Origin of the sequence: Methanoregula sp. (genome assembly GCA_026625165.1) — an archaeon.
Classification (GTDB): Archaea; Halobacteriota; Methanomicrobia; order Methanomicrobiales; family Methanospirillaceae; genus MVRE01.
This window is the reverse complement of sequence record CP112999.1, coordinates 989,773-1,009,687: the sequence shown is the minus strand read 5'-3', so window position 1 is coordinate 1,009,687 and position 19,915 is coordinate 989,773. Positions and strand designations below refer to the sequence as shown.

Here is a 19,915-nt window from a genome sequence, read left to right as displayed (position 1 = left end):
GAAGGATTGATATTTATAGCGATTACCACACCAAGCTCTTCCTGCATTCCCGCACTTTAAAAGCCCGCATTTACTCCAGATATCATTTCGGGCTTTACCTGCCGTATTTATATTCTGTGACTCCCTATATGATTTCATGGTGCCAACCATGAGTGAGTGTTTTATTCGTCGATAATATCCGCTTTTTAGATACCACGTTACGTGACGGGGAGCAGACTCCCGGCGTTTCGTTAAACCCTGAACAGAAACTTGAGATCGCATCAAAGCTTGCCGATATTGGTGTCGATGTCATCGAGGTCGGTTCTGCAGCTGCGTCTGAAGGTGAACGGGCAGCAATCCGTTTGATTGCCGATGCCGGGCTGAGTGCCGAGATCTGTACCTATGTCCGTGCGTTAAACGAGGACATTGACCATGCTGCGGACTTTGGGGCGGATTCTGTCCATCTCGTTGTCCCGGTCAGCGACCTGCACATCGCAAAAAAGATGCGAAAGACCCGCGAGCAGGTCGTTTCAATGGCATACAGCGCAGTCGAGTACGCAAAAGAACGGGGGCTCATTGTCGAACTCTCGGGTGAAGATGCGTCGCGGGCTGACCAGATGTTCCTGCGTACACTGTTTGCGCAAGGGGTTGAACGGGGTGCTGACCGGCTCTGCTTCTGCGATACGGTGGGTCTCCTTACCCCGGAAAAAGTTGCAGCGTTCATCCCTCCACTTGCAAAGATTGCTCCTCTTTCGATCCACTGCCATGATGACCTCGGGTTTGCGATGACAAATACGATTGCCGGCTTAAAAAATGGTGCCAGTTGTGCTCACACTACCGTCAACGGTCTGGGGGAACGTGCGGGCAACACACCGTTTGAGGAGCTGGTCATGTCACTGGAGATCCTCTACGAGTATAAAACCCGCATTAAAAAAGAGGAGCTCTACCACCTTGCCCTGTTGGTTTCCCGTTTGACCGGTGTCCCGCTTCCGGTAAACAAGGCAATCGTCGGTGAAATGGCATTTACCCACGAGAGTGGAATCCATGCACATGGTGTGATACGGGAGCCTTCGACCTATGAGTCCATCAAGCCGGAGATGATCGGAAGGAAGCGCCGGATTGTGCTGGGCAAACACTCGGGATCTGCATCCGTGGAGGCGGCGCTCAACGAAATGAATTATTCTACCGATGCCAGCCAGCTCAGGGAGATCGTTAAACGGATCAAGGACCTTGGGGACCGGGGCAAACGGGTCTCGGATTCAGACCTGATGGCAATAGCCGATGCTGTCCTTGCCATCGAATGCAAACCGGTGATCAGGATGCGGCAATTTACCGCTGTATCGGGGAGCAACATGATCCCGACTGCGTCGGTCACGCTGGAAGTCAATGGGAAAGAGATGACCGGTGCAGCCACCGGCGATGGCCCGGTAGATGCGGCAATGCAGGTGCTCCGAAAATCTATCGGGGATGTTGCAGATATCCGGCTCGAAGAATATCATGTCGATGCAATCAGCGGCGGGACCGATGCACTGGTTGAAGTGACAGTAAGATTAAGTAAAGACGGGAAGATAATTACTTCAAGAGGCGCACGCACCGACATCATCATGGCAAGTGTCGAAGCGATGATCGCCGGAATGAACAGACTACTTGAGGGAAGAACATGAAAACCGGGGCGAAAATCCTCGTTGAATCACTGCAACGCGAGGGTGTCGATATCTTATTCGGCTACCCCGGCGGCGTGGTTCTGCCAATCTATGATGAGCTATACAACTCAACGCTCAAACACCTGCTTATGCGGCACGAGCAAGCGGCAGCGCATGCTGCTGACGGGTACGCCCGGGCGAGCGGGAAGGTCGGGGTATGCCTTGCGACCTCCGGGCCCGGGGCGTGCAACCTTGTCACCGGCATTGCTACAGCATATATGGACTCAGTGCCGGTCGTTGCAATTACCGGGCAGGTCCCGACAAGTCTGCTGGGAAACGATGCATTCCAGGAATCCGACATCACCGGCATTACCATGCCGGTCACCAAGCACAACTACCTTCTCAAGGACTGCAGGGACGTTGCACGGGTCGTGAAGGAAGCATTCTTTATAGCCGGCACTGGACGCCCGGGGCCTGTGCTGATCGACATTCCAAAAGATGTCAGCACCGGTATTGTTGAAAAAGTGGAGTATCCCGAAACCGTAAACCTGCGGGGATACAACCCGACCTATAAGGGGCACAAACGCCAGATCGACAAAGCAATCGAGATGATCGCTGCCGCTGAACGTCCGGTCATCTATGCCGGCGGTGGCGTCATAAGCTCAAACGCATCTGCAGAACTACTCGGACTTGCCAATGTCCTTACCATTCCGGTAACAACAACCCTGATGGGTATCGGGTGTATCCCGGGAGATCACCCGCTTAACCTCGGGATGCTGGGCATGCACGGTACGGAGTACGCAAATTTCGCCATCACCGAGTCTGACTTGCTGCTGGCAATCGGCGTCCGGTTTGACGACCGGGTCACCGGGAAAGCCGAAAAGTTTGCACCGAACGCAAAGATCATCCACATCGATATTGACCCGGCCGAGATCGGCAAGAACAAGCGCGTTGATGTCCCGATAGTCGGAGATACAAAATCTGTGATAAAAGATATGCTTGCGTCGATTAAGAAGACCGGCGCAAAAGATTCGTGGATAAAACGGATAAAGCACTGGAAGCAGCACCACCCGCTCAAATACAAAAAAGATGGCAGGCTCCGCCCCCAGTTTATCATCCAGCAGATGAGCGAACTTCTTAAAGGCGATGCCATTATCGTCAGCGAAGTGGGCCAGAACCAGATGTGGACTGCCCAATGGTATAATTTCAAAAATCCACGGACCTGGATCACGAGCGGCGGTCTTGGTACTATGGGCTATGGGTTCCCCGCAGCAATCGGGGCGCATTTTGCAAGACCGGACCTGCCCGTATTCGATGTTGCAGGTGATGGGAGCATCCAGATGAACATCCAGGAGATGGGGACGGTTGCAGCCAACAACATACCGGTCAAGATCGCCATCCTCAACAACATGTACCTTGGGATGGTCCGGCAGTGGCAGGAGCTCTTCTATGACCGCAGGTATTCGTTCACAGAACTTCCGCCGGTCGAGTTTGTGAAGATTGCAAACGCGTATGGCATTGAAGGGATCAAGGTAGAGTCCTGCGATGATGTGCTCCCGGCGCTCAGGGCGGCTCTTGACTGCAACGGCCCGTTTGTGATGGACTTTCGAATCGAGAGGGAGGAGAACGTCTTCCCCATGGTCCCGGCAGGTGCTGCGATCAATGAGATGATTGGGGGGCATGAACCGACATGAAGCCGCATACACTGGCAGTATTTGTTGAGAACAAAGCGGGCGTTCTCTCCCGGGTTACCGGTCTATTCTCCCGCCGCGGGTTCAATATCGAGAGCTTGGCAGTGGGCACCTGCGAGGAACCGGGTACGAGCCGGATCACCATTGTCGTTATCGGTGACGATGAAAAGGTCGAGCAGGTGATGAAACAGCTCAACAAGCTGATCGATGTAATCAAGGTTACTGACCTGACGGAAAACGAGCGGGTGGAACGCGAACTCGCACTCATCAAGGTGAATGCAGAGCCGGGCGCAGGCAGGGCTGAGATCATGCAGATCGCCCAGATCTTCCGCGCCCAGATCGTCGATGTCGGCGCAAAATCGCTAATCCTGCAGGTTACTGGAGATACCGGTAAGATCGATGCGCTTGAAAAGCTGCTCCGTCAATTCGGGGTAAAGGAGCTTGTCAGGACAGGACGGATTGGAATTTTGCGGGGATCAAAGACCATAGCAAGTACAAAATAATCCCAAAGATTTTTTAAATAAATACCGAATTGATCTTTTTTATGGTACTCAAGTCAAACCAAAAAGACTGGTAATACACCAATAAATGTATTAATTATGCCTAAATCATTGCCAGATTCATCCTGTGCGTAAAATTCCTACAAAACTATTTTGTAGGTCCCCTTACTCCCAATGTTTATCAACACCATGCAGGTAATTTAAAACCATCCGAAAAAAAGTGCAATACAGGATTGGGACAGATGACCGAGAAACGGATTATCATTCAGGAACTTGGTGAAGACGGGCTTCTCCTGCCGGTGCTCGTGAACCGGGCGCTTTTGGCAAATGACCGGATCAAATATTTCTTCACTCTCCTCCAGACAGCACAGGAAAGGGCAGACCATCCTGAACGTGCCTTGCCCACGATGCGGACAGAGCGCGAAACTGCGGGTATAGAATCCGAGCAGTATGACACCGTGGTACTGGGTGCGCAACGAATCGATGGGGAATTGTATTCTGTCCCCTTTTTGACTGATATCCTCTCGGCTATATGGGACTGCATGGAGGAGATGATCGCCCCCTTTACTGCGCACGGGCGCGACGAAGCGCAGAGTTTTATTAAAAGAAAGGATTCCCTGCTTGCAACGCTCCATGAAGAACCTGAGGGCACCATCTCATCAACCCTAATCACCACGATTACATCGGGGGATGCGGGATCGCAAGACAGTCTCCACCTTCTTGTCATGGACCTCCACCGCGCCCTCAACCAGCTGCAGACCGAACTATCAAAAGAAACCATCGATGGTGCTATGACTTACATGCTCGGTGCCGGTGACGATGTGCTTGTCCGTGCATTCATGGCAGGTGTCAACCGGACTTCACCGCTCCGGTTCGATCACCCGGGCCTTGGTACAACAGCAACCCGCACGGGGAACAAACTCCTGATCCAGAACGATATCGGGGTAACCGATGCGCATGTGCTTGTCGTGAACGTGGAGGAAAAAACGGTCTCGGTTGTATATACCGATATCCATATGCAGCGCCTTGAGTTCTTCCAGAGCCTCTTTGAAGGCTGGCAGGTGCGCTGGCAGGACACCCTTTCCCGCCGGGGCACCGGGCAGTTTGAGAAGAAGGTGTACCATCTCTCGGTCGGGACCTATACTGCTGCAAACGATGCCGACCTTGCCGGTTTTCTCTCCCATCTCGGCTCCCGCATAGTCTTTCTGATCGACTGGAACCGTGCACGCAAACAGCTGCGCAATTTCCTGCTCAACAAGGACTGTATCTCGGTACTGCGTTGGGCTGCCGATAAGGAAGTTGGGCACATGGGATTTCTAAGGCTTGGCGGGGACAAGCTCATTTACGGTGCACTGGAACTGGCAGCCAGAGTCCCGCTCCGGTATGGAGAGCCCCTCCACCAGCTTCTCGGGCGGGACCGCAGTATTGAGTATCTCAAGTGGGTGCTAAAGACCGCAACCACCGGCTTCCTCGCAAACAACCCACGCCTGCTCATACAGGATGAGATCAAAGCAGAGCTGCTCCGCTATTTCCGTTCAGCACACGAAGGGCTTGTGGAGATCTGCATAGACCATGCATCACTTTTAATCGAAGTCGGGACAGCAGTCCGCGATTCCCTCCTCCATATCCAGCGGTCCGGCGATCCGGATTTTGTTGTACGCAGTGCAAAGCGGGCAAAAGAGTGGGAGAGCCGGGCTGACCAGCTCGTCATGCAGGTGCGTGCCCTGTCCAGAAGGATCGAGGAGGCCGAGTTTTTCCTCCTGCTCATCGATGCTGCTGATGATGCGCTTGATGAACTGGAAGAAGCATGTTTCTTTACAACCCTGCTCCCGTCAATCACAAGTTCAAAATCGGTGAACCGGAAACTTGCTTCGATGGCTGAACTGGCAGTCAAGGCTGGGCAGGAGTACCTGAAGGTGCTTATCGCGGCACAAGGAATCCGCAAGGATTACAGCCGTGAGGAAATGCAGGAATTCCTGACAGCAGTAAACCGCGTTATCTCTCTTGAGCATGAATGCGATGAAGCGCTCCGCCTCACCGAAAAGGCGATCATCTTTGAGAGCACCGATTACAAGGAGCTGCGTGTATATTTTGAGATCGCCCGTATTATCGAGGAGTCGACCAATTCCCTGATGAAATCCGTCTATATCATGCATGACACAATACTCGAAGGAATGAATCGGTAACGCGTAGTATGTCAGATTCACTTGCACGACTCGCGCTGTTCGGGCCCGGGCAGCAGAATGTTGTTCCTGCAGCAGAATACGGTAATAAAGCCGCGGGACTTGCTGACATGGCGGCCCTAGGCATCCCGGTACCCGCAGGCTTTGCGCTCCCGGTCGATATCTGCCAGTCATATTTTAAAAATGCAGAAGTCCTTGGCGAAGAAGTCCCCCAACTTCTCCAGCAGGGAATGGCACATATAGAACGGGCGACCGGCACCACGTTTGGCGGTGCACGCCGCCCGCTCCTTGTTTCAGTGCGCTCCGGGGCCCCGGTCTCGATGCCGGGGATCATGGACACGATCCTCAATGTCGGTCTCACACCGGTCACAGTCCGCGGATTGCTCGCATATACAGGCAACCCGAGATTTGTTTACGATTCTTACCGCCGTTTTCTGGAGAATTACGGTACAAGCATCTTTGCACATCCTCCAACGCGCTACTCGACACCCTTAAAAGAAATGATCAAAAAAGAGGGGGTGGCCGATGAACGTGAACTTGACTACCAGAGCTTAAAGACGCTCTGCACGATTTACGAACAGGTTTATACTGTGCCTGACCAGCAGGAATGCCTCTGGGACGTCAACCGTCAACTGGTCCAGTGTACCATGAGTGTTATCCGTTCATGGGCAAGCCCGAAGGCCAAAGCGTTCCGCAGCTCGATGAGAGTGCACGACGGAACAGGCACTGCGGTCACCGTCCAGGCGATGGTCTTTGGCAACATGGGTGCCTCATCCGGGGCCGGGGTTGCTTTTACAAGAAATCCGTGGACCGGGAACAGGGAGATGCTCGTGGACTTCCGGTTTGGTGCACAGGGTGAGGATGTGGTATCCGGAGACCGGGAAGCGATGACCCAGATGGATATCATTCAGGTGATGCCGGATGTATTCCAGGAGCTCCTCCAGACCGGAAACCGGCTCGAGACTCATTTCCGTGACCTGCAGGACCTTGAGTTCACGGTGCAGGAAAGGAAGCTGTACCTGTTGCAGAGCCGGACCGGGAAGCGTGCACCGCTTGCTGCCCTGCAGATTGCCGTGGATCTCTGTGAAGAGGGGCTCATCTCCCCTTCTGAAGCGCTCGATCGTCTCATATCCATCGATCTCACATCTATAGGAATACAGACAGTCCAGGCCGAAGAGCCCCCGGTTGGTAAAGGCATTTCTGCATCCGGAGGAGTTGCTCAGGGAACTATTGCGTTGTCCAGTGTCCGTGCAGAAAAAGATGCCGATGCCGGGCCGGTCATTCTTGTACGGGAGACTGCTTCGCCTGATGATATTGCCGGTATTGACAAATCGGCCGGGATTCTCACTGCCCGCGGGGCGAGGACATCCCATGCTGCAGTGGTTGCACGACAACTGGGCAAGGTCTGTATCGTCAACTGCATCACGCTGTCCATAGATCCGGTGCGTCACCGTTGCACTATCGGATCTGTAACCCTGCGCGAAGGTGACATTATATCCATTGATGGAAATACGGGCTCGGTATACCGCGGTCGTGTCAGGATCAACACAAAACGTCCTGATGAACTTATCGCAAAAGTCCGCCAGTGGCAGACAATGACGGACATATAATTTTATTGATAATTACTGATAATCCCCTCTTGAACAGGAGATATACTATAATGCCTGTATGACCGATGTCTTTGATAGAATTATTGTATAAATTTATCATTTTTTCAGGTAATAATTTTTTAACTCCCTCGGTAAATTTCAAATGCGTTATATGTCAGCACACTGCACACTATTACCGATATTATGTTCGGCCTGCCCTTGTTGACAGTCGTAAGTGTAGGAGGCGCTGTCCTCATCATCGTGATCGCCCTGATCCTTTGGGGTCTTTCTTTTAAGGAGGCCCCGGCATGATCGATCCCGTTGCAGTAAGTCTTGTGATTTTTTATTGCATCGTAATGATTGGGATTGGCATATGGGCATCCAAGAAGATCCATTCCATGTCCGATTATGTTGTCGCCGGGCGATCACTCGGATTCTGGGTCTTTTTAATGCTCATGATGGGGTCGGTCTGTTCCGGGATGTCGCTCCTTGGAGTCTCCGGACTCGGGTTTAAATTTGCATGGCCGACGATCTGGGAGCAGCTTGCCGTCCCCCTTTCGATTGGGTTCTGTATCATTTTTTTTGGAGTGAAGATGCACAATGTCGCCAAGAGCTCCGGGTACCTTACGGTGCAGGACTATCTTGCTCACCGGTTTGAGAGCCAGAAAGAGCTCCGCGGCTTGTCTGCTATCTCAGGCATTGTCGTATCACTGATCTATCTCGCAGGACAATACACTGCGATCAGCATCGTACTTATGTGGCTTTTCGGACTGCCTCACTGGATGGCACTGCTTATCGGGGCTGCGATTGTGACAATTTACACGGTTATCGGGGGCCTCTATGCAGTCGCGTGGACAACCCTTGTGCAGGGGCTGATGCTGATCATCGGTGTGGTCCTCATGGCGCCCATCGTCATCATGGCTGCAGGGGGGTTCACCCATATCAATGAAGTGATGGCGGTAGTGAACCCGACAAATGTGGATCCATGGGTGACGGGCGCCGGGGCGGTATTTACTCCGGCATACATAGTATCCTTTTTCCTCCTTCTCACGGTCGGGCTTGCCTGTGCCCCCCATGTCATCAACAATATTCTCAGTGCAAAAGACGTGAAATACTTCAAATGGGCACCCTTGATCGCTTTTGTCGTGTACGGGGCAATTATGTTTTTATTAAAGTTCGCAGGATTTGCAGGTATCGTCCTTGTCAAAGAGGGTATGATTACGCTCCCCAAAATCCCGAATGCATCTGACTTCATCTTTGTGCACGGGGTCCAGTACGCATTGCCGAGCATGTTTTTATGGGGCATCTTTGCTGTCATCGTGCTAGCTGCAGTCATGTCCACCACTGACCGTCTCATGCTTACGATTGGCACTTATTTTTCATGGGACATCTACAAGAAAATTCTCAGGCCTGATGCACCGGATAAGCAGGTGCTGCTCGTCAGCCAGATATCCGTCATCCTTGCCGGTGTTGTCACCCTGCTGCTTGCACTCAACCCGCCCGACATGCTGGTCTGGCTTATCTGGGCAGGTATCGGCATCATGTTTGCCACGTTTTCCGTCCCGCTGCTTGCCGGGCTCTACTGGCGTGGTGCAACACGGAAAGGAGCGCTCGCATCCATGGCGCTTGGCCTTGTCGCATCGCTGGTCTTTGGCGGCATCTCCTACTTTAAGATTGCACCTCTGCCAATGCACTTCTCATTTTTTGCTTTTATCATATCGGTAGCAGCGATGGTTATTGTCAGCATGGTAACAGAGAAGACCGATGAGAAAGTGCTTGACGAGACAATGACCGGATGGTATATCCAGAAATAAATTTTTTAATCTGTTACCTGTCGTTCAATACAAGAGTGAACACTAAATACCCTTCACCTCCAACTTATTTTTATAGTGACGACAGCAATTCTGGGAGGAGGCCTTTCAGGACTTACGCTTGCCCGGCTCCTCCATGAACGTGGCGACGATGTTATCGTGCTTGAAGCGGAGCAAAAATCTGGCGGGCTGTGTCGTTCGGTACAGGAAAATGGGTTCACGTTTGATACTGGCGGATCCCATATCATCTTCTCCCGGGATGAGGAAGTGCTTGGCTTCATGCGCCGGATGATTGCGGGCAATGAAGAGCGCAACAACCGGAATACCAGAATTTTTTACAAGGGACGATATGTGAAGTACCCTTTCGAGAATGGCCTTTCTGACCTTCCTCCCGAGGACCGGTTCTTCTGTATCAATGAATTTGTAAAAGCACAGATCGCCTTTGAAACAGGATCCATGCCACACCCGTCAAATTTTAAGGAGTGGATTTATTACACATTCGGCAGGGGCATTGCCGAGTGCTACATGGTGCCGTATAATGAGAAGATTTGGAAATACCCGACGGACCGGATGTCCCAGCACTGGGTTGACGGGCGGATCCCCCGCCCACCGGTTGAAGATGTGATCAAATCTGCGATAGGGATTCCGACAGAGGGTTATTCCCATCAGGCTGTCTTCTCCTATCCGCTGGATGGCGGTATCGAAGCGCTTATCCATGCTATAGCCGGGCCGATTGAAAACCGTATCCGGACTGGCTTTTTTGTCAACTCAATCCGGAAGAATGGTTCCCGGTTTACCATCAGTGATGGCAGCAACGTAGTAAAAGCAGATCGCTGCATCTCAACAATTCCGGTCCAGCACCTCCTGCCCTGCCTGTCAAATGTCCCCCTGGATGTCCGGCAGGCATGCAGCGATCTCGTATACAATTCGCTTGTGTGCATCGCGCTTGAAGTAAAAGGGGAAGTCCCCCCAATCTCGTGGCTCTATGTCCCTGAGATCACGCTGGGCAGGACAAACAGGATCTCGTTTCCCTCGACTTACAGCCCGCATGCTGCCCCGGAAGGCTGCAGCTCGATCCTTGCCGAGATCACCCACCAGTCCGGCGATGAAGTCTCGCATATCCCTGATGCGGATCTTATCTTGGAAGTGACGGAAACACTCGAAAAGATGGGGATAATCACCAAAGACCGCATTATCCGGTCGCATGTGATGCGACAGCCGTTCGCTTATGTTGTATATGACCTTGATTACCAGAAAAATATCCGGATTGTAAAAGACTACTGTATGTCAGCCGGTATTCCGCTTGTCGGAAGGTTTGCAGAGTTCGAGTACCTGAATATGGATGGGTGCATACGCAGGGTGATAGATTTTATAAAGGAGAGCCCCGCCACCTGACAAATCTGCCCTGGCATTATCCTTAATATCCGCAACCATCAAAAACCATACAGGAGTTTAATATGATCTCGGTCGTTATTCCAACATTCAATGAGGAGGAGAACATCGCCCAGTGCCTGGTCTCGCTCCGCCACCAGACCGTGCCAAGAAGCGAGTATGAGGTCATTGTTGTTGACGGGGGTTCCAAAGACAGGACCCGCGAGATCGCAGGGAAATATGCGGACAAGGTCTTTGTCCAGACAAGCAGGAAAGTAGGGGGAGCACGTAATGACGGCATCATGGCAGCAACAGGGGATATTGTCGCTACAACCGATGCGGACTGCATCATCCCACCAACATGGATAGAAACGATCAACAAAGGGTTTGAAGATAAATCAGTTGTCCTGCTCTACGGCCCGGTGTACCCCATTGAAGAGAGTATGAAAAATTCGTTTTCGCTTTTATTTGCAAACACCTTTTCCCGTATTGGATATTATACGAAAATCTTCTATTACACCCTTGGGTGCAATACCGCTTTTTCAAAAGATGCGGTTATCCGTGCAGGTATGTACCGGTGCATTGATGCAGGCGATGATCTCGAAATAGCGCTCCGCATGAAGAAGCAGGGCAGACTGAAATTTGACGGCGCAATGAAAGTCGGGTTTTCCATGCGCCGGTACCAGCAGTACGGCTCACTCAAATCCCTCTATGAGTGGATCTATATTGTTGCCCATGGGGGCGAGGTAAAGAAGTATAGCTACTCGCAAAAGGATTACAAATGATGAACACATTATTGGGATCTCTCAAACCACGGTTCCGAGTCGATAAATAAAAAAATCTTTTCTTTATATGGTGAGGTATTCAGATCCAAAAAAAGAAATCCTGCACACAAGCCACACATCCATACCAGGTAAAGTGCAGGAACGTATCGCCGTCTTTGATGAGAGTGAATTTGCCCGGCTGCTGGAGCTGGAAGTAATTGAAGCACGGGATGGGTATGCCCGCGTGTTCATGCCTTCTGTAAAAAAGAACAATCCAAATGGAGTTATTCACGGCGGGGCAGTTTTCTCTCTTGCTGACCATGCTTTTGGGATGGCAGCAAATGCCGGGACGGTTCATCGTGTCGCAGTCTCAATTCACATCCAGTATATCGCACCGGCAAGAGGGGATCTCGAAGCGATCGCGGAACTGGTTGCAGAGAATGGAAGATATTCCACGTTCCGAGTCATGGTCTATGAAGGAGATAGCCCCGTCGCGGAATTTGACGGCGTGGCTATCAGGACGTCCTCATGAAATCCGATAACAACTTTTAAAAAAACACATTTTAGAGATTGTAACAAACCAGAAAATCTTTAACCAGTCTGTATACTATGAGGTACCTATGGCAACCATGAAGATACGCGGCGGAGACCTTGATCTTGTGGAATACGAGTTTAAAACTTTCCAACCGGGAACAATCATCAAAACCCTTGGATACGAGAAAAAGAAGTACGCTCTCAAGCCATCCAAAGGGACTATAACCGTCGTTGCTCCAGCCCGCATCCACCTGACCGTGCTAGACATGAACCGGTTTGCTCCTGACCATCCGGGAGGTGGCGGGATCGGGTTTGCTATCCAGTGTTATTGCATGGCTGTAGCAGAATGCACCAAAACCGGTCTCACGATTGATTACGACCGTGGACCAATCATCCGAAATTTTGTGGAAGTCTTTAAAAGAGCAACAGGATACAAGGGAGGGTTCCGTATACGGGCGACCGATCACCAGCACAAACATGTAGGTCTCGGGTCGACGAGCACAGTGATGATCGCCGTTGCCACAGCGCTCAATGAAGCGGTTGGCTCACCGCTCACCAACAGCCAGTTGCGCACACTGATCGGCCATAACTATGTGGAAGAGACCGCTGACGGAACCATCGCGTTCGGGTTTGAGACCGGCGTGGGTCCCGCAGTAAGCACCCATGGTGGCATGGCGGTGATGGGCGATGAACTGGCACTTGTCTACCACCATCCGTTTGCAGAGGGCAGGCACGTGCATATCGTTATCCCGCCTACGGATATTTCATCTGCAGGTACCAAGGAGTTTGACCTGCTTATGAATAAAGCCCGGACCCTTGATTACCGGGACCGTGAGCTCAAAGCGTATCTGTTCCTCATGGATCTTATCCCGGCGCTCGAGCGGGGAGACTTACAAAAGATTGGCGATATCATCTGGGAGATTGAGTTTCGGGGATCCAAACGGGCTGAGGTGGAGCACCATAGTTACGGGATTTACCATTACATGAGCCTGTTGCGCGAAGCAGGTCTCGAATTTGTTGGTATGAGCTCGGTGGGCCCGTCGATTGCAGTGGTTACAAAAAAGGATCGAAAGGCTCTTGAGAAACTGATAAAACCCATGGGACTTTCGGTTGCAATCAGCACCAGGGTGGATAATAAGGGACTTACCATCACCAGGACAAAAGGAAAATGATTTTTTTATTGAGGCTTTTTTAATTTTTGTGTTGATGCTGTTGATTTATTTTTATCCAGGTTTTGTAGGCGGGTTCCGGTACGCGGATACAAGCCCGGCAATTATCACAATAATGGTCGCTGCCGTCACAAGTATCACGAGATAAATTAAGAGGTTGAGGTTTTGCTTGACAATGGGCAGGGTGCCGAAAAAATACCCTGCAAGCACCACACCCACCGACCACACTACGCCGCCAATCACATTATAGATGAGAAACCTGCGGTAATCCATCGAGCCGACTCCGGCAAGGAATGGCGCGAATGTGCGTATGAGCGGCACAAAACGGGCGACAAAGATTGTCATGCCCCCATACCGTTCGTAAAAACCATATGTGCGGTCGATATACTCCTTTTTCATAATATTCGGGAACCTTAACTGGAGAACCTTCAAACCGATGAAGTTGCCGATCCAGTAGTTTACGGTATCCCCAAGAACCGCTCCGAGTATGAAAGCGGCAAGCAGCCACTGAATCTCCAGAAGGCCGCTCGCAACACATGCACCGGCCACAAAGAGCAGGGAATCTCCGGGCAAAAAAGGTGTAATCACAAAACCCGTTTCAAGGAAGATGATTAAAAAGAGTATTAGATATGTCCACATCCCGTATTGCTGGATTACAGAGTAAAGGTTCTGGTCAATATGAATAAAAAATTCAAGTATGGATAGCAGCATGCCTGCCCTTAAGGTTGGAATGATTTCTATATGAACATGAGTACAACAGGTTTTCTTTGATCCGAAAGGTATTCCGATACCGGAAAAATACCATCTGATAATTTATCAGACAATAAAGGAGTGAAATTTCAGCATCCAAAAAAAATTTAAGGTTTAGAAAATATCGCAACAATTTCAGCTCGCAACAGGTCCCTGCCTTTCACCCGCATTTTCCAGTAGCGGGTAATGATGGATTGATGGGAGAGTGTACAATAAAGAGCCTTAATTTCCGGTTCTGTAAAATAATGGGTAATAATCCCGCCACCCCGAAGATACGTGGCTTCTTCCACCTCTTTCCCGGACCCCTTGCGCATGTCATTGACAGAAAATTCTGAAAAAAACAGGTTTCCGCCAGGTTTAAGGACACGTGCAGATTCTATAGCGATTATCTGGCGATCTTCCATCTGCATATGGCCGATGACATGGATGGCAACAATAATGTCAAACGTATCATTAATAAAGGGAAGGAAACGTGCATCGGCAACAAGAGCATCTCCGGTGTGATGCCTGGTTACGATCCGGTGACTCATCCGGACTGCTTTTTTTGAAAAATCGATTGCTGTAATATCACAAGAACGATTCATGAGTGCACCGACCGTCTTTCCGCTCCCGCACCCGATCTCAAGTACCCGGGAACCAGCCGGAATATCCGGTGGGGACAATGTGTTTCCTCCCCACAACTGACCGCGGGATCCATACTCTTGATCCCATGCGGCCCTAAAATCGGTCATCAGATGTCCTGACGGATAGAGATTATCCGGCATATTCAATTAAGTTGTCCTGTTATTTTAGAGAGCGGATAGAGTTCATCAATTTGACCGGCGAAAATCGTGCACCTTATAAAAGAATAGAGTAGTTACTGGTGGAAAGAATTGAAAAACGCAGGAACAATCCATAATTAAATTCCAACCGACCTGAAAAGTGCTGCTATGGGGATTCGAACCCCAGTCGCGGGCGTGAAAGGCCCGCATGATTGGCCGGACTACACTATAGCAGCAGACGTTTTTACTAGTTGCATTGCACCGAATAAAAAGATTTGGGAGATACTGTTGTTTTTATTTTTTATGGATCGGGGTGCCTTCTTTTTCTGTGACGGTCTTAAACGCCGCCATCAGCTGCCGGGTGACCGGCCCGGGTGTGCCATTGCCAATGATACGCCCGTCTACCCAAGTGATCGGTGCGACTTCAGCCGCCGTACCCGTGCAGATCATCTCGTCTGCGGAATAAAGATCGAAATAGCCGAGGTTCTGCTCTTTAACCGTGATTCCCATTGACTTTGCGATCTCCAGAAGTACTATCCGGGTTATCCCGCGCAGGTTGTTGAGCGTAGACGGGGTGAAGATCTCCCCATTCTTCACAACGTACAGGTTATCCCCGGAACCTTCAGATACATACCCGTTGGTATCAAAGAAGATCGCTTCGTCGCCACCCTTGTAATTCGCCTCGATCTTTGCGAGGATGTTGTTAAGGTAATTGAGGCTTTTTACATTCGGAGGAAGCGCTTCTGCCGGGTTCCGCCGGACTGAAACCGTGATTGCCTTTAATCCTTTATTATAGAGGTCGCCGTACATTGCGCCCCAGCTGGTCGCGATAACGATGACCGATGGTTTCGGGCATTTGCGGGGATCAAGCCCGAGATCGCCGACACCCCTGCTGATGATCGGGCGTATATAGGCATTTTCCAGCTTATTCTTCCGTAGTACCTCGCAGATGACCTCCGCGATCTCATCCTTTGAGAGCGGGGGATGCAGGTCGATTGTCTTTGCCGAATCATACAGCCGGTCAAGATGTTCCTTTAACCGGAACACCCGGCCGTTATAGGCTCTGATACCCTCAAACACCCCGTCACCGTACAGGAACCCATGGTCAAACACCGAGATCTTTGCCTGATCATCGGGGAGGTATTTCCCATCGATGTATATTATCATAGGTTAAGGTGGGGTGTCTGTTGTTTTGTAGTTTTCTTTATCCGGGTTGATCTGAATGAGAGAAAGGAAAAAATTTTGTACTATTTTTTTTTGCAATTTTCTGGCACAGGGACTTTCTCAATCACCTAATAGAGGTGCAGAATTAGACTCCATCAGTCGACAGAACGGGAAATATTTAGTGCGGTTTATATAATACTGGTATCATCAGGTTGGTGGGACATGAAAAAGAAAGGTTTGATATCAGGCTCATTGGGAAAAGAGGATAAAACCTCTGATGATGTTTTCAGGATGGTATTGAAAAAATTCAGACCGGGATCCTGATTGTGGATCCAGAAACCCATACAATCATGGATGCAAACCCGATTGCAGAGGCTATGATAGGTATCCCTAAAGAAAAACTGGTAGATCATGTATGCCATGATTTTGTCTGTCCGGCACACTGCGGTCAGTGCCCGATTACTGATCTTCACAAAACCATCGAAAACACCAAGCGCATCCTCATCAATGCAAAAGGGGAGACGGTGCCGATTTTAAAAACGGTTGCAAGAGCTCCGATGAAAGGAAAGGACTACCTTATTGAGAGTTTTGTTGATATCAGGGACCAGAAAAAAGCAGAAGACAGGAAAATTGCCCTTATTGCTTATATGAGTGAATCTGTCATGAGGATAAACAAACCCCTTGAAATTACAAAAAACAATCTCCAGATAATTGCAGCACACGTAAAAGACGGGGAATATGATGATGAGGATATCCGGATGCAGATCCAGATCCAGGCATATAATATTGAGAAGATGGTCGTCAACCTTGAGGAACTTGCAGAAAAGGTTTCAAAAGAACGCGAAGAAATACCTGATGAATTCAGACAATTTTTTTATCGGGAAGTGAAATTGTGGCAGGTGCCGTCAAAATCGATATACAGGATGACAGCTTCCTTTACCTGATGCTCGCTCCACCCGAAATGATCAATGCCATGAATATATCTGTCATAAAAAATATTGTTGAGCGGGGATGTACCCCCCCATCATCACCATGAACCAGCCGTATCAAATCCTTGCAAAGACCTATGCAAAGGAAGGGATCGATCAGGAGAAATTTTTTGTAATTGATGCCGTAACCCAGTATTCAGGCGGGGTATGTGAACCGAATTCCCGGGTAAAATTTGTCAATAACCCTGCAAACCTCACCGATCTCGGGATCGCAATCACCGAGTTGCTCAAACAGATTCCCGGTGAAAAAATGCATCATGTTTGATTCGGTGAGCATGCTCCTTATCCACATTCCTGCCGCCACAGCGTCCAAGTTTCTCCATTTTGTCGTCAACAAACTAAAGCTCTCGGATGTATCCGGGATCTTTCTCTGTGTAGAAAAAGGGTTGGATCCGGTAATTCTATCCCAGATGTCAGCGTTTGTTGATAAAATTGTGGATTTTGAAAGAGATGGAACCACGACAAAATCCTGACAGGTTACCAAACAAAAAAAATTCCCATGGCTTTCCCAGGTTTATTTTTAAAAAGCTTGATATGGATCTAAAATTTTGTTAAGGACGAAGATTTTCCCCACTGGATTTAGATCTTGTCCCGGCAGTTGTTAACAAAATGCTGTAACATCCCTCTGCTTGCCAGAGGGTGTAGATGTGTGTAACTCCCCAGCGTACGGTGCGTTATTGCACCATCAAGATTGTCCCGAATTCCGATTCCCCGCGAGAGACGGTAGGCATACCGGGTGGATGGTTCCAGCGTGACATCAGAATAATGGAACTCATGCCCGCGGAACGATGCACGACCAACCGGACTATCCGAAGAACTAATTCCTGCAACATAGCTTACTATCCTTTTTTCCGGCATACTCGTTTCTCCACAAAATACCCCGCACATTTCAACCGAGGAATCTTGTTCTGCCCCCTGCCAGCCTTTCTTGAGAGTCATCCGTTTGGTCAGGTACATAAGGCCCCCGCATTCAGCATATACCGGAATGTCATTGTTTGACACTTCCCGTATCGCTTCCCGAAGCCGGTCGTTTGCTTCCAGCTCTTTGAGAAAGAGTTCCGGGTAACCCCCACCTATGATGTAGCCATCTGCCTCCGGAAGCCGGTCATGGATGGGACTGAAAGGGACGATATCTGCACCCAGAGCAGGAAGAATGTCAAAGAGATCGGCATAATAAAAGTTAAACGCTTCGTCAAGTGCAACCCCAATCCGCACGTCCCGTACGGGATTTTTGTCAAACGGAGTTTTTTTCATGGGGGTGGGTGTGATATCCTTCATGAGTGATTGCAGCTGGCCGAGATCAACATAAGTGCCGATCGTTTCAGTGATTACTGCTACCCGTGATTCAAAGTCGCTTTGGGCCAAACCTTCCCGATAGGGAATAAGTCCAAGATGCCTCATGGTCAGGTGCATCTCTTCCATGCGGGGTATGGCACCTATCACCGGAATCCCGCAGTAATGTTCTATGGCAATTGAGGCCTTTTTTGTATGGGACCCCCCCTTTACATTGTTCAGGATTACACCGGCAATATTAATATCGGGGTCAAAAACCCCAAACCCCCGGACAATAGCCGCAGCACTCCGGGTGATGCTTTGTGCGGAGACAACAAGAATAACCGGGAGTGCCAGGGTTTTTGCAATCGATGCTGTGCTGCCGATATCGCTCATCGCCTCTGCCCCTTCATAAAGCCCTCTTACTCCTTCCACAAGTGCGATATCGGCGCCGCGGCAACCATAGCTGAAGATCTGTCGTATCTGGCGTTTATTGAGCGTGAAACTGTCGAGATTCCGGCACGGGCGCCCGGATGCTGCCGCAAGGTAGGAAGGATCGATGTAATCCATTCCCACTTTAAAGGTCTGCACACAGTTTTTTTTTGAAAGGAGCGCGGCAAGGGCAAGTGTGATACTCGTCTTTCCGCTACCTGAACGGTCACCGGTGATAAGGATTGCCTTCATGCAAGGCTCCGGAGCACGGCCCCGAACTCGCTTTGTACAATCTCCCTGACGCCGAGTGTCTTGGGATGGAGATCGATCTCGACAATCACATGACTGTGCCCGATCGCCCTGAGCGGTTCCACCTGCCGTGGCCCGTTGGTGATTGAGAAGCACTCGATTCCCTCTGTATATTCAGGGGCTATCGCGTGCGGTACCCCGCACAGGAGGGCGAATGCCGGGGTAAGTTCACGAATCCGTTTTCCGAGAAGTTCCCCGTTTGCCCCATATTCGTCCAGTGCCCCGATAATTTCGCAGTCGACATTTCGTGCAGCCAGTCCGTCACGGATTTTTTTTGCATCCGCCCGCACCTTGGGGAGTCCGCGATCGGCGAGATTTGCTATATATGTGATGTCAGCATCAGGACAGGCATCGTGGAGTGCAATCAGTTCATCGGCAAACATGTATGCCGTTTCCTTCTTGGCATTCAGGATTGCTACGCCCTTCTGCCCGCTGCGTGCGCATTCAATGAGACGCTGTGCGGCAACATGCTTCATATCCCCGCGCGATGGTTCGATATAGGATACGCTTGCTGCCCCGCGCACACGCTCAACTTCGTTTGCCATTTCAAGCAAGTATCGCTGGCGCGAAAGTTCCTCGCCACTGATCCATCCTGCCGCCATTGCCGATTCCAGGGTCGCAATCACACCGGCAATATTCTCAGGGTACCCTGCATGGATATCAACGGCAATTGTTGGCGTTGAAATACCGGCATTCTCAACAGCAGATGTAAGATCTTCACCGATGATCATCGCAACACAGGTGCCGATTACGGCAATGCGATGTGGTGAGAAACGTGTTTCTGCAAACCGCAGGACGTCTTCGAGAGGTTTCTGCCCGCCGAATATGAACTCGTTATCGGCAAGCGATGTAGTCAGCACCCGCATGCCATCTTCTTCAAGCAGTCGTGCGTGCTTGAACGAGCATCCGGAAGGACCGTGGAGGATTGAGACATCAACTGCGAGGTCGCGTGCGGTATAGAGCGCGGCAACGATTGAGCTGGGGCGGGGATGCATGAATTTCAT

The 19,915-nt window shown here is 50.4% G+C and carries 18 protein-coding genes and 1 tRNA gene; 13 read left to right on the top strand and 6 right to left on the bottom strand.

Annotated elements, in window-relative coordinates; genetic code table 11:
* Nucleotides 1-152: 152 nt before the first annotated feature.
* From OS112_05420 to OS112_05375, 10 genes are all read left to right on the top strand, one after another.
* Complete coding sequence (locus OS112_05420) at nucleotides 153-1,643, top strand: 2-isopropylmalate synthase (GenBank protein ID WAC06071.1); 1,491 nt, start codon at nucleotides 153-155, stop codon at nucleotides 1,641-1,643.
* Entirely contained in the window at nucleotides 1,640-3,316 is a 1,677-nt protein-coding gene (ilvB, locus tag OS112_05415) for a biosynthetic-type acetolactate synthase large subunit (protein ID WAC06070.1), read from the top strand. The genes OS112_05420 and ilvB overlap by 4 nt, the downstream gene beginning before the upstream one ends.
* The gene (gene ilvN, locus OS112_05410; GenBank protein ID WAC06069.1) at nucleotides 3,313-3,816 is read left to right on the top strand and encodes an acetolactate synthase small subunit; all 504 of its coding nucleotides are present in this window, start codon (nucleotides 3,313-3,315) and stop codon (nucleotides 3,814-3,816) included. Before ilvB ends, ilvN begins: the two co-directional genes overlap by 4 nt.
* 239 nt (nucleotides 3,817-4,055) lie before the next feature.
* A complete protein-coding gene (locus tag OS112_05405) occupies nucleotides 4,056-5,999 on the top strand; it encodes a hypothetical protein (GenBank protein WAC06068.1) in 1,944 nt (647 codons plus the stop codon).
* A gap of 8 nt (nucleotides 6,000-6,007) precedes the next feature.
* A complete protein-coding gene (locus OS112_05400) occupies nucleotides 6,008-7,606 on the top strand; it encodes a PEP-utilizing enzyme (GenBank protein WAC06067.1) in 1,599 nt (532 codons plus the stop codon).
* A 287-nt stretch (nucleotides 7,607-7,893) separates the two neighbouring features.
* Nucleotides 7,894-9,399, top strand: coding sequence for a sodium:solute symporter family protein (locus OS112_05395; protein ID WAC06066.1), 1,506 nt, complete (start codon nucleotides 7,894-7,896; stop codon nucleotides 9,397-9,399).
* 75 nt (nucleotides 9,400-9,474) lie between these two features.
* On the top strand, nucleotides 9,475-10,791 hold the full coding sequence (locus OS112_05390; GenBank protein WAC06065.1) for an FAD-dependent oxidoreductase: 1,317 nt from the start codon (nucleotides 9,475-9,477) through the stop codon (nucleotides 10,789-10,791).
* 62 nt (nucleotides 10,792-10,853) lie between these two features.
* A complete protein-coding gene (locus OS112_05385; GenBank protein ID WAC06064.1) occupies nucleotides 10,854-11,552 on the top strand; it encodes a glycosyltransferase in 699 nt (232 codons plus the stop codon).
* 67 nt (nucleotides 11,553-11,619) lie between these two features.
* A complete protein-coding gene (locus tag OS112_05380) occupies nucleotides 11,620-12,063 on the top strand; it encodes a PaaI family thioesterase (protein ID WAC06063.1) in 444 nt (147 codons plus the stop codon).
* An 88-nt stretch (nucleotides 12,064-12,151) separates the two neighbouring features.
* The gene (locus OS112_05375) at nucleotides 12,152-13,237 is read left to right on the top strand and encodes a GHMP kinase (GenBank protein WAC06062.1); all 1,086 of its coding nucleotides are present in this window, start codon (nucleotides 12,152-12,154) and stop codon (nucleotides 13,235-13,237) included.
* A gap of 51 nt (nucleotides 13,238-13,288) precedes the next feature.
* On the opposite strand, the gene OS112_05370 is transcribed toward OS112_05375, so the two are convergent.
* The 4 genes from OS112_05370 to ilvE form a co-directional block, all read right to left on the bottom strand.
* On the bottom strand, nucleotides 13,289-13,945 hold the full coding sequence (locus OS112_05370; GenBank protein WAC06061.1) for a VTT domain-containing protein: 657 nt from the start codon (nucleotides 13,943-13,945) through the stop codon (nucleotides 13,289-13,291).
* Between the two features lie 146 nt (nucleotides 13,946-14,091).
* A complete protein-coding gene (locus tag OS112_05365; GenBank protein WAC06060.1) occupies nucleotides 14,092-14,646 on the bottom strand; it encodes a class I SAM-dependent methyltransferase in 555 nt (184 codons plus the stop codon).
* A gap of 260 nt (nucleotides 14,647-14,906) precedes the next feature.
* Nucleotides 14,907-14,981 (bottom strand) — tRNA-Glu (locus tag OS112_05360).
* Nucleotides 14,982-15,039: 58 nt separating this feature from the next.
* Nucleotides 15,040-15,912 (bottom strand): branched-chain-amino-acid transaminase, encoded by an 873-nt coding sequence (ilvE, locus tag OS112_05355; protein ID WAC06059.1) that lies wholly within the window; start codon nucleotides 15,910-15,912, stop codon nucleotides 15,040-15,042.
* Nucleotides 15,913-16,235: 323 nt separating this feature from the next.
* Here ilvE and OS112_05350 point away from each other — a divergent pair, with 323 nt between their 5' ends.
* From OS112_05350 to OS112_05340, 3 genes are all read left to right on the top strand, one after another.
* Nucleotides 16,236-16,853, top strand: coding sequence for a PAS domain-containing protein (locus OS112_05350; GenBank protein WAC06058.1), 618 nt, complete (start codon nucleotides 16,236-16,238; stop codon nucleotides 16,851-16,853).
* A 67-nt stretch (nucleotides 16,854-16,920) separates the two neighbouring features.
* Nucleotides 16,921-17,163 (top strand): hypothetical protein, encoded by a 243-nt coding sequence (locus tag OS112_05345; protein ID WAC06057.1) that lies wholly within the window; start codon nucleotides 16,921-16,923, stop codon nucleotides 17,161-17,163.
* Nucleotides 17,156-17,371: a hypothetical protein gene (locus tag OS112_05340; GenBank protein WAC06056.1), complete on the top strand. Its 216-nt coding sequence runs from the start codon at nucleotides 17,156-17,158 to the stop codon at nucleotides 17,369-17,371. Before OS112_05345 ends, OS112_05340 begins: the two co-directional genes overlap by 8 nt.
* A 106-nt stretch (nucleotides 17,372-17,477) precedes the next feature.
* Here the strand turns inward: OS112_05340 and cfbB are convergent, their stop codons facing one another.
* Nucleotides 17,478-18,854 carry a Ni-sirohydrochlorin a,c-diamide synthase gene (gene cfbB, locus OS112_05335; protein ID WAC06055.1) on the bottom strand — a complete coding sequence of 459 codons (1,377 nt, stop codon included), beginning with the start codon at nucleotides 18,852-18,854 and terminating at the stop codon, nucleotides 17,478-17,480.
* Nucleotides 18,851-19,915: a Ni-sirohydrochlorin a,c-diamide reductive cyclase catalytic subunit gene (gene cfbD / locus OS112_05330; GenBank protein ID WAC06054.1), complete on the bottom strand. Its 1,065-nt coding sequence runs from the start codon at nucleotides 19,913-19,915 to the stop codon at nucleotides 18,851-18,853. Before cfbD ends, cfbB begins: the two co-directional genes overlap by 4 nt.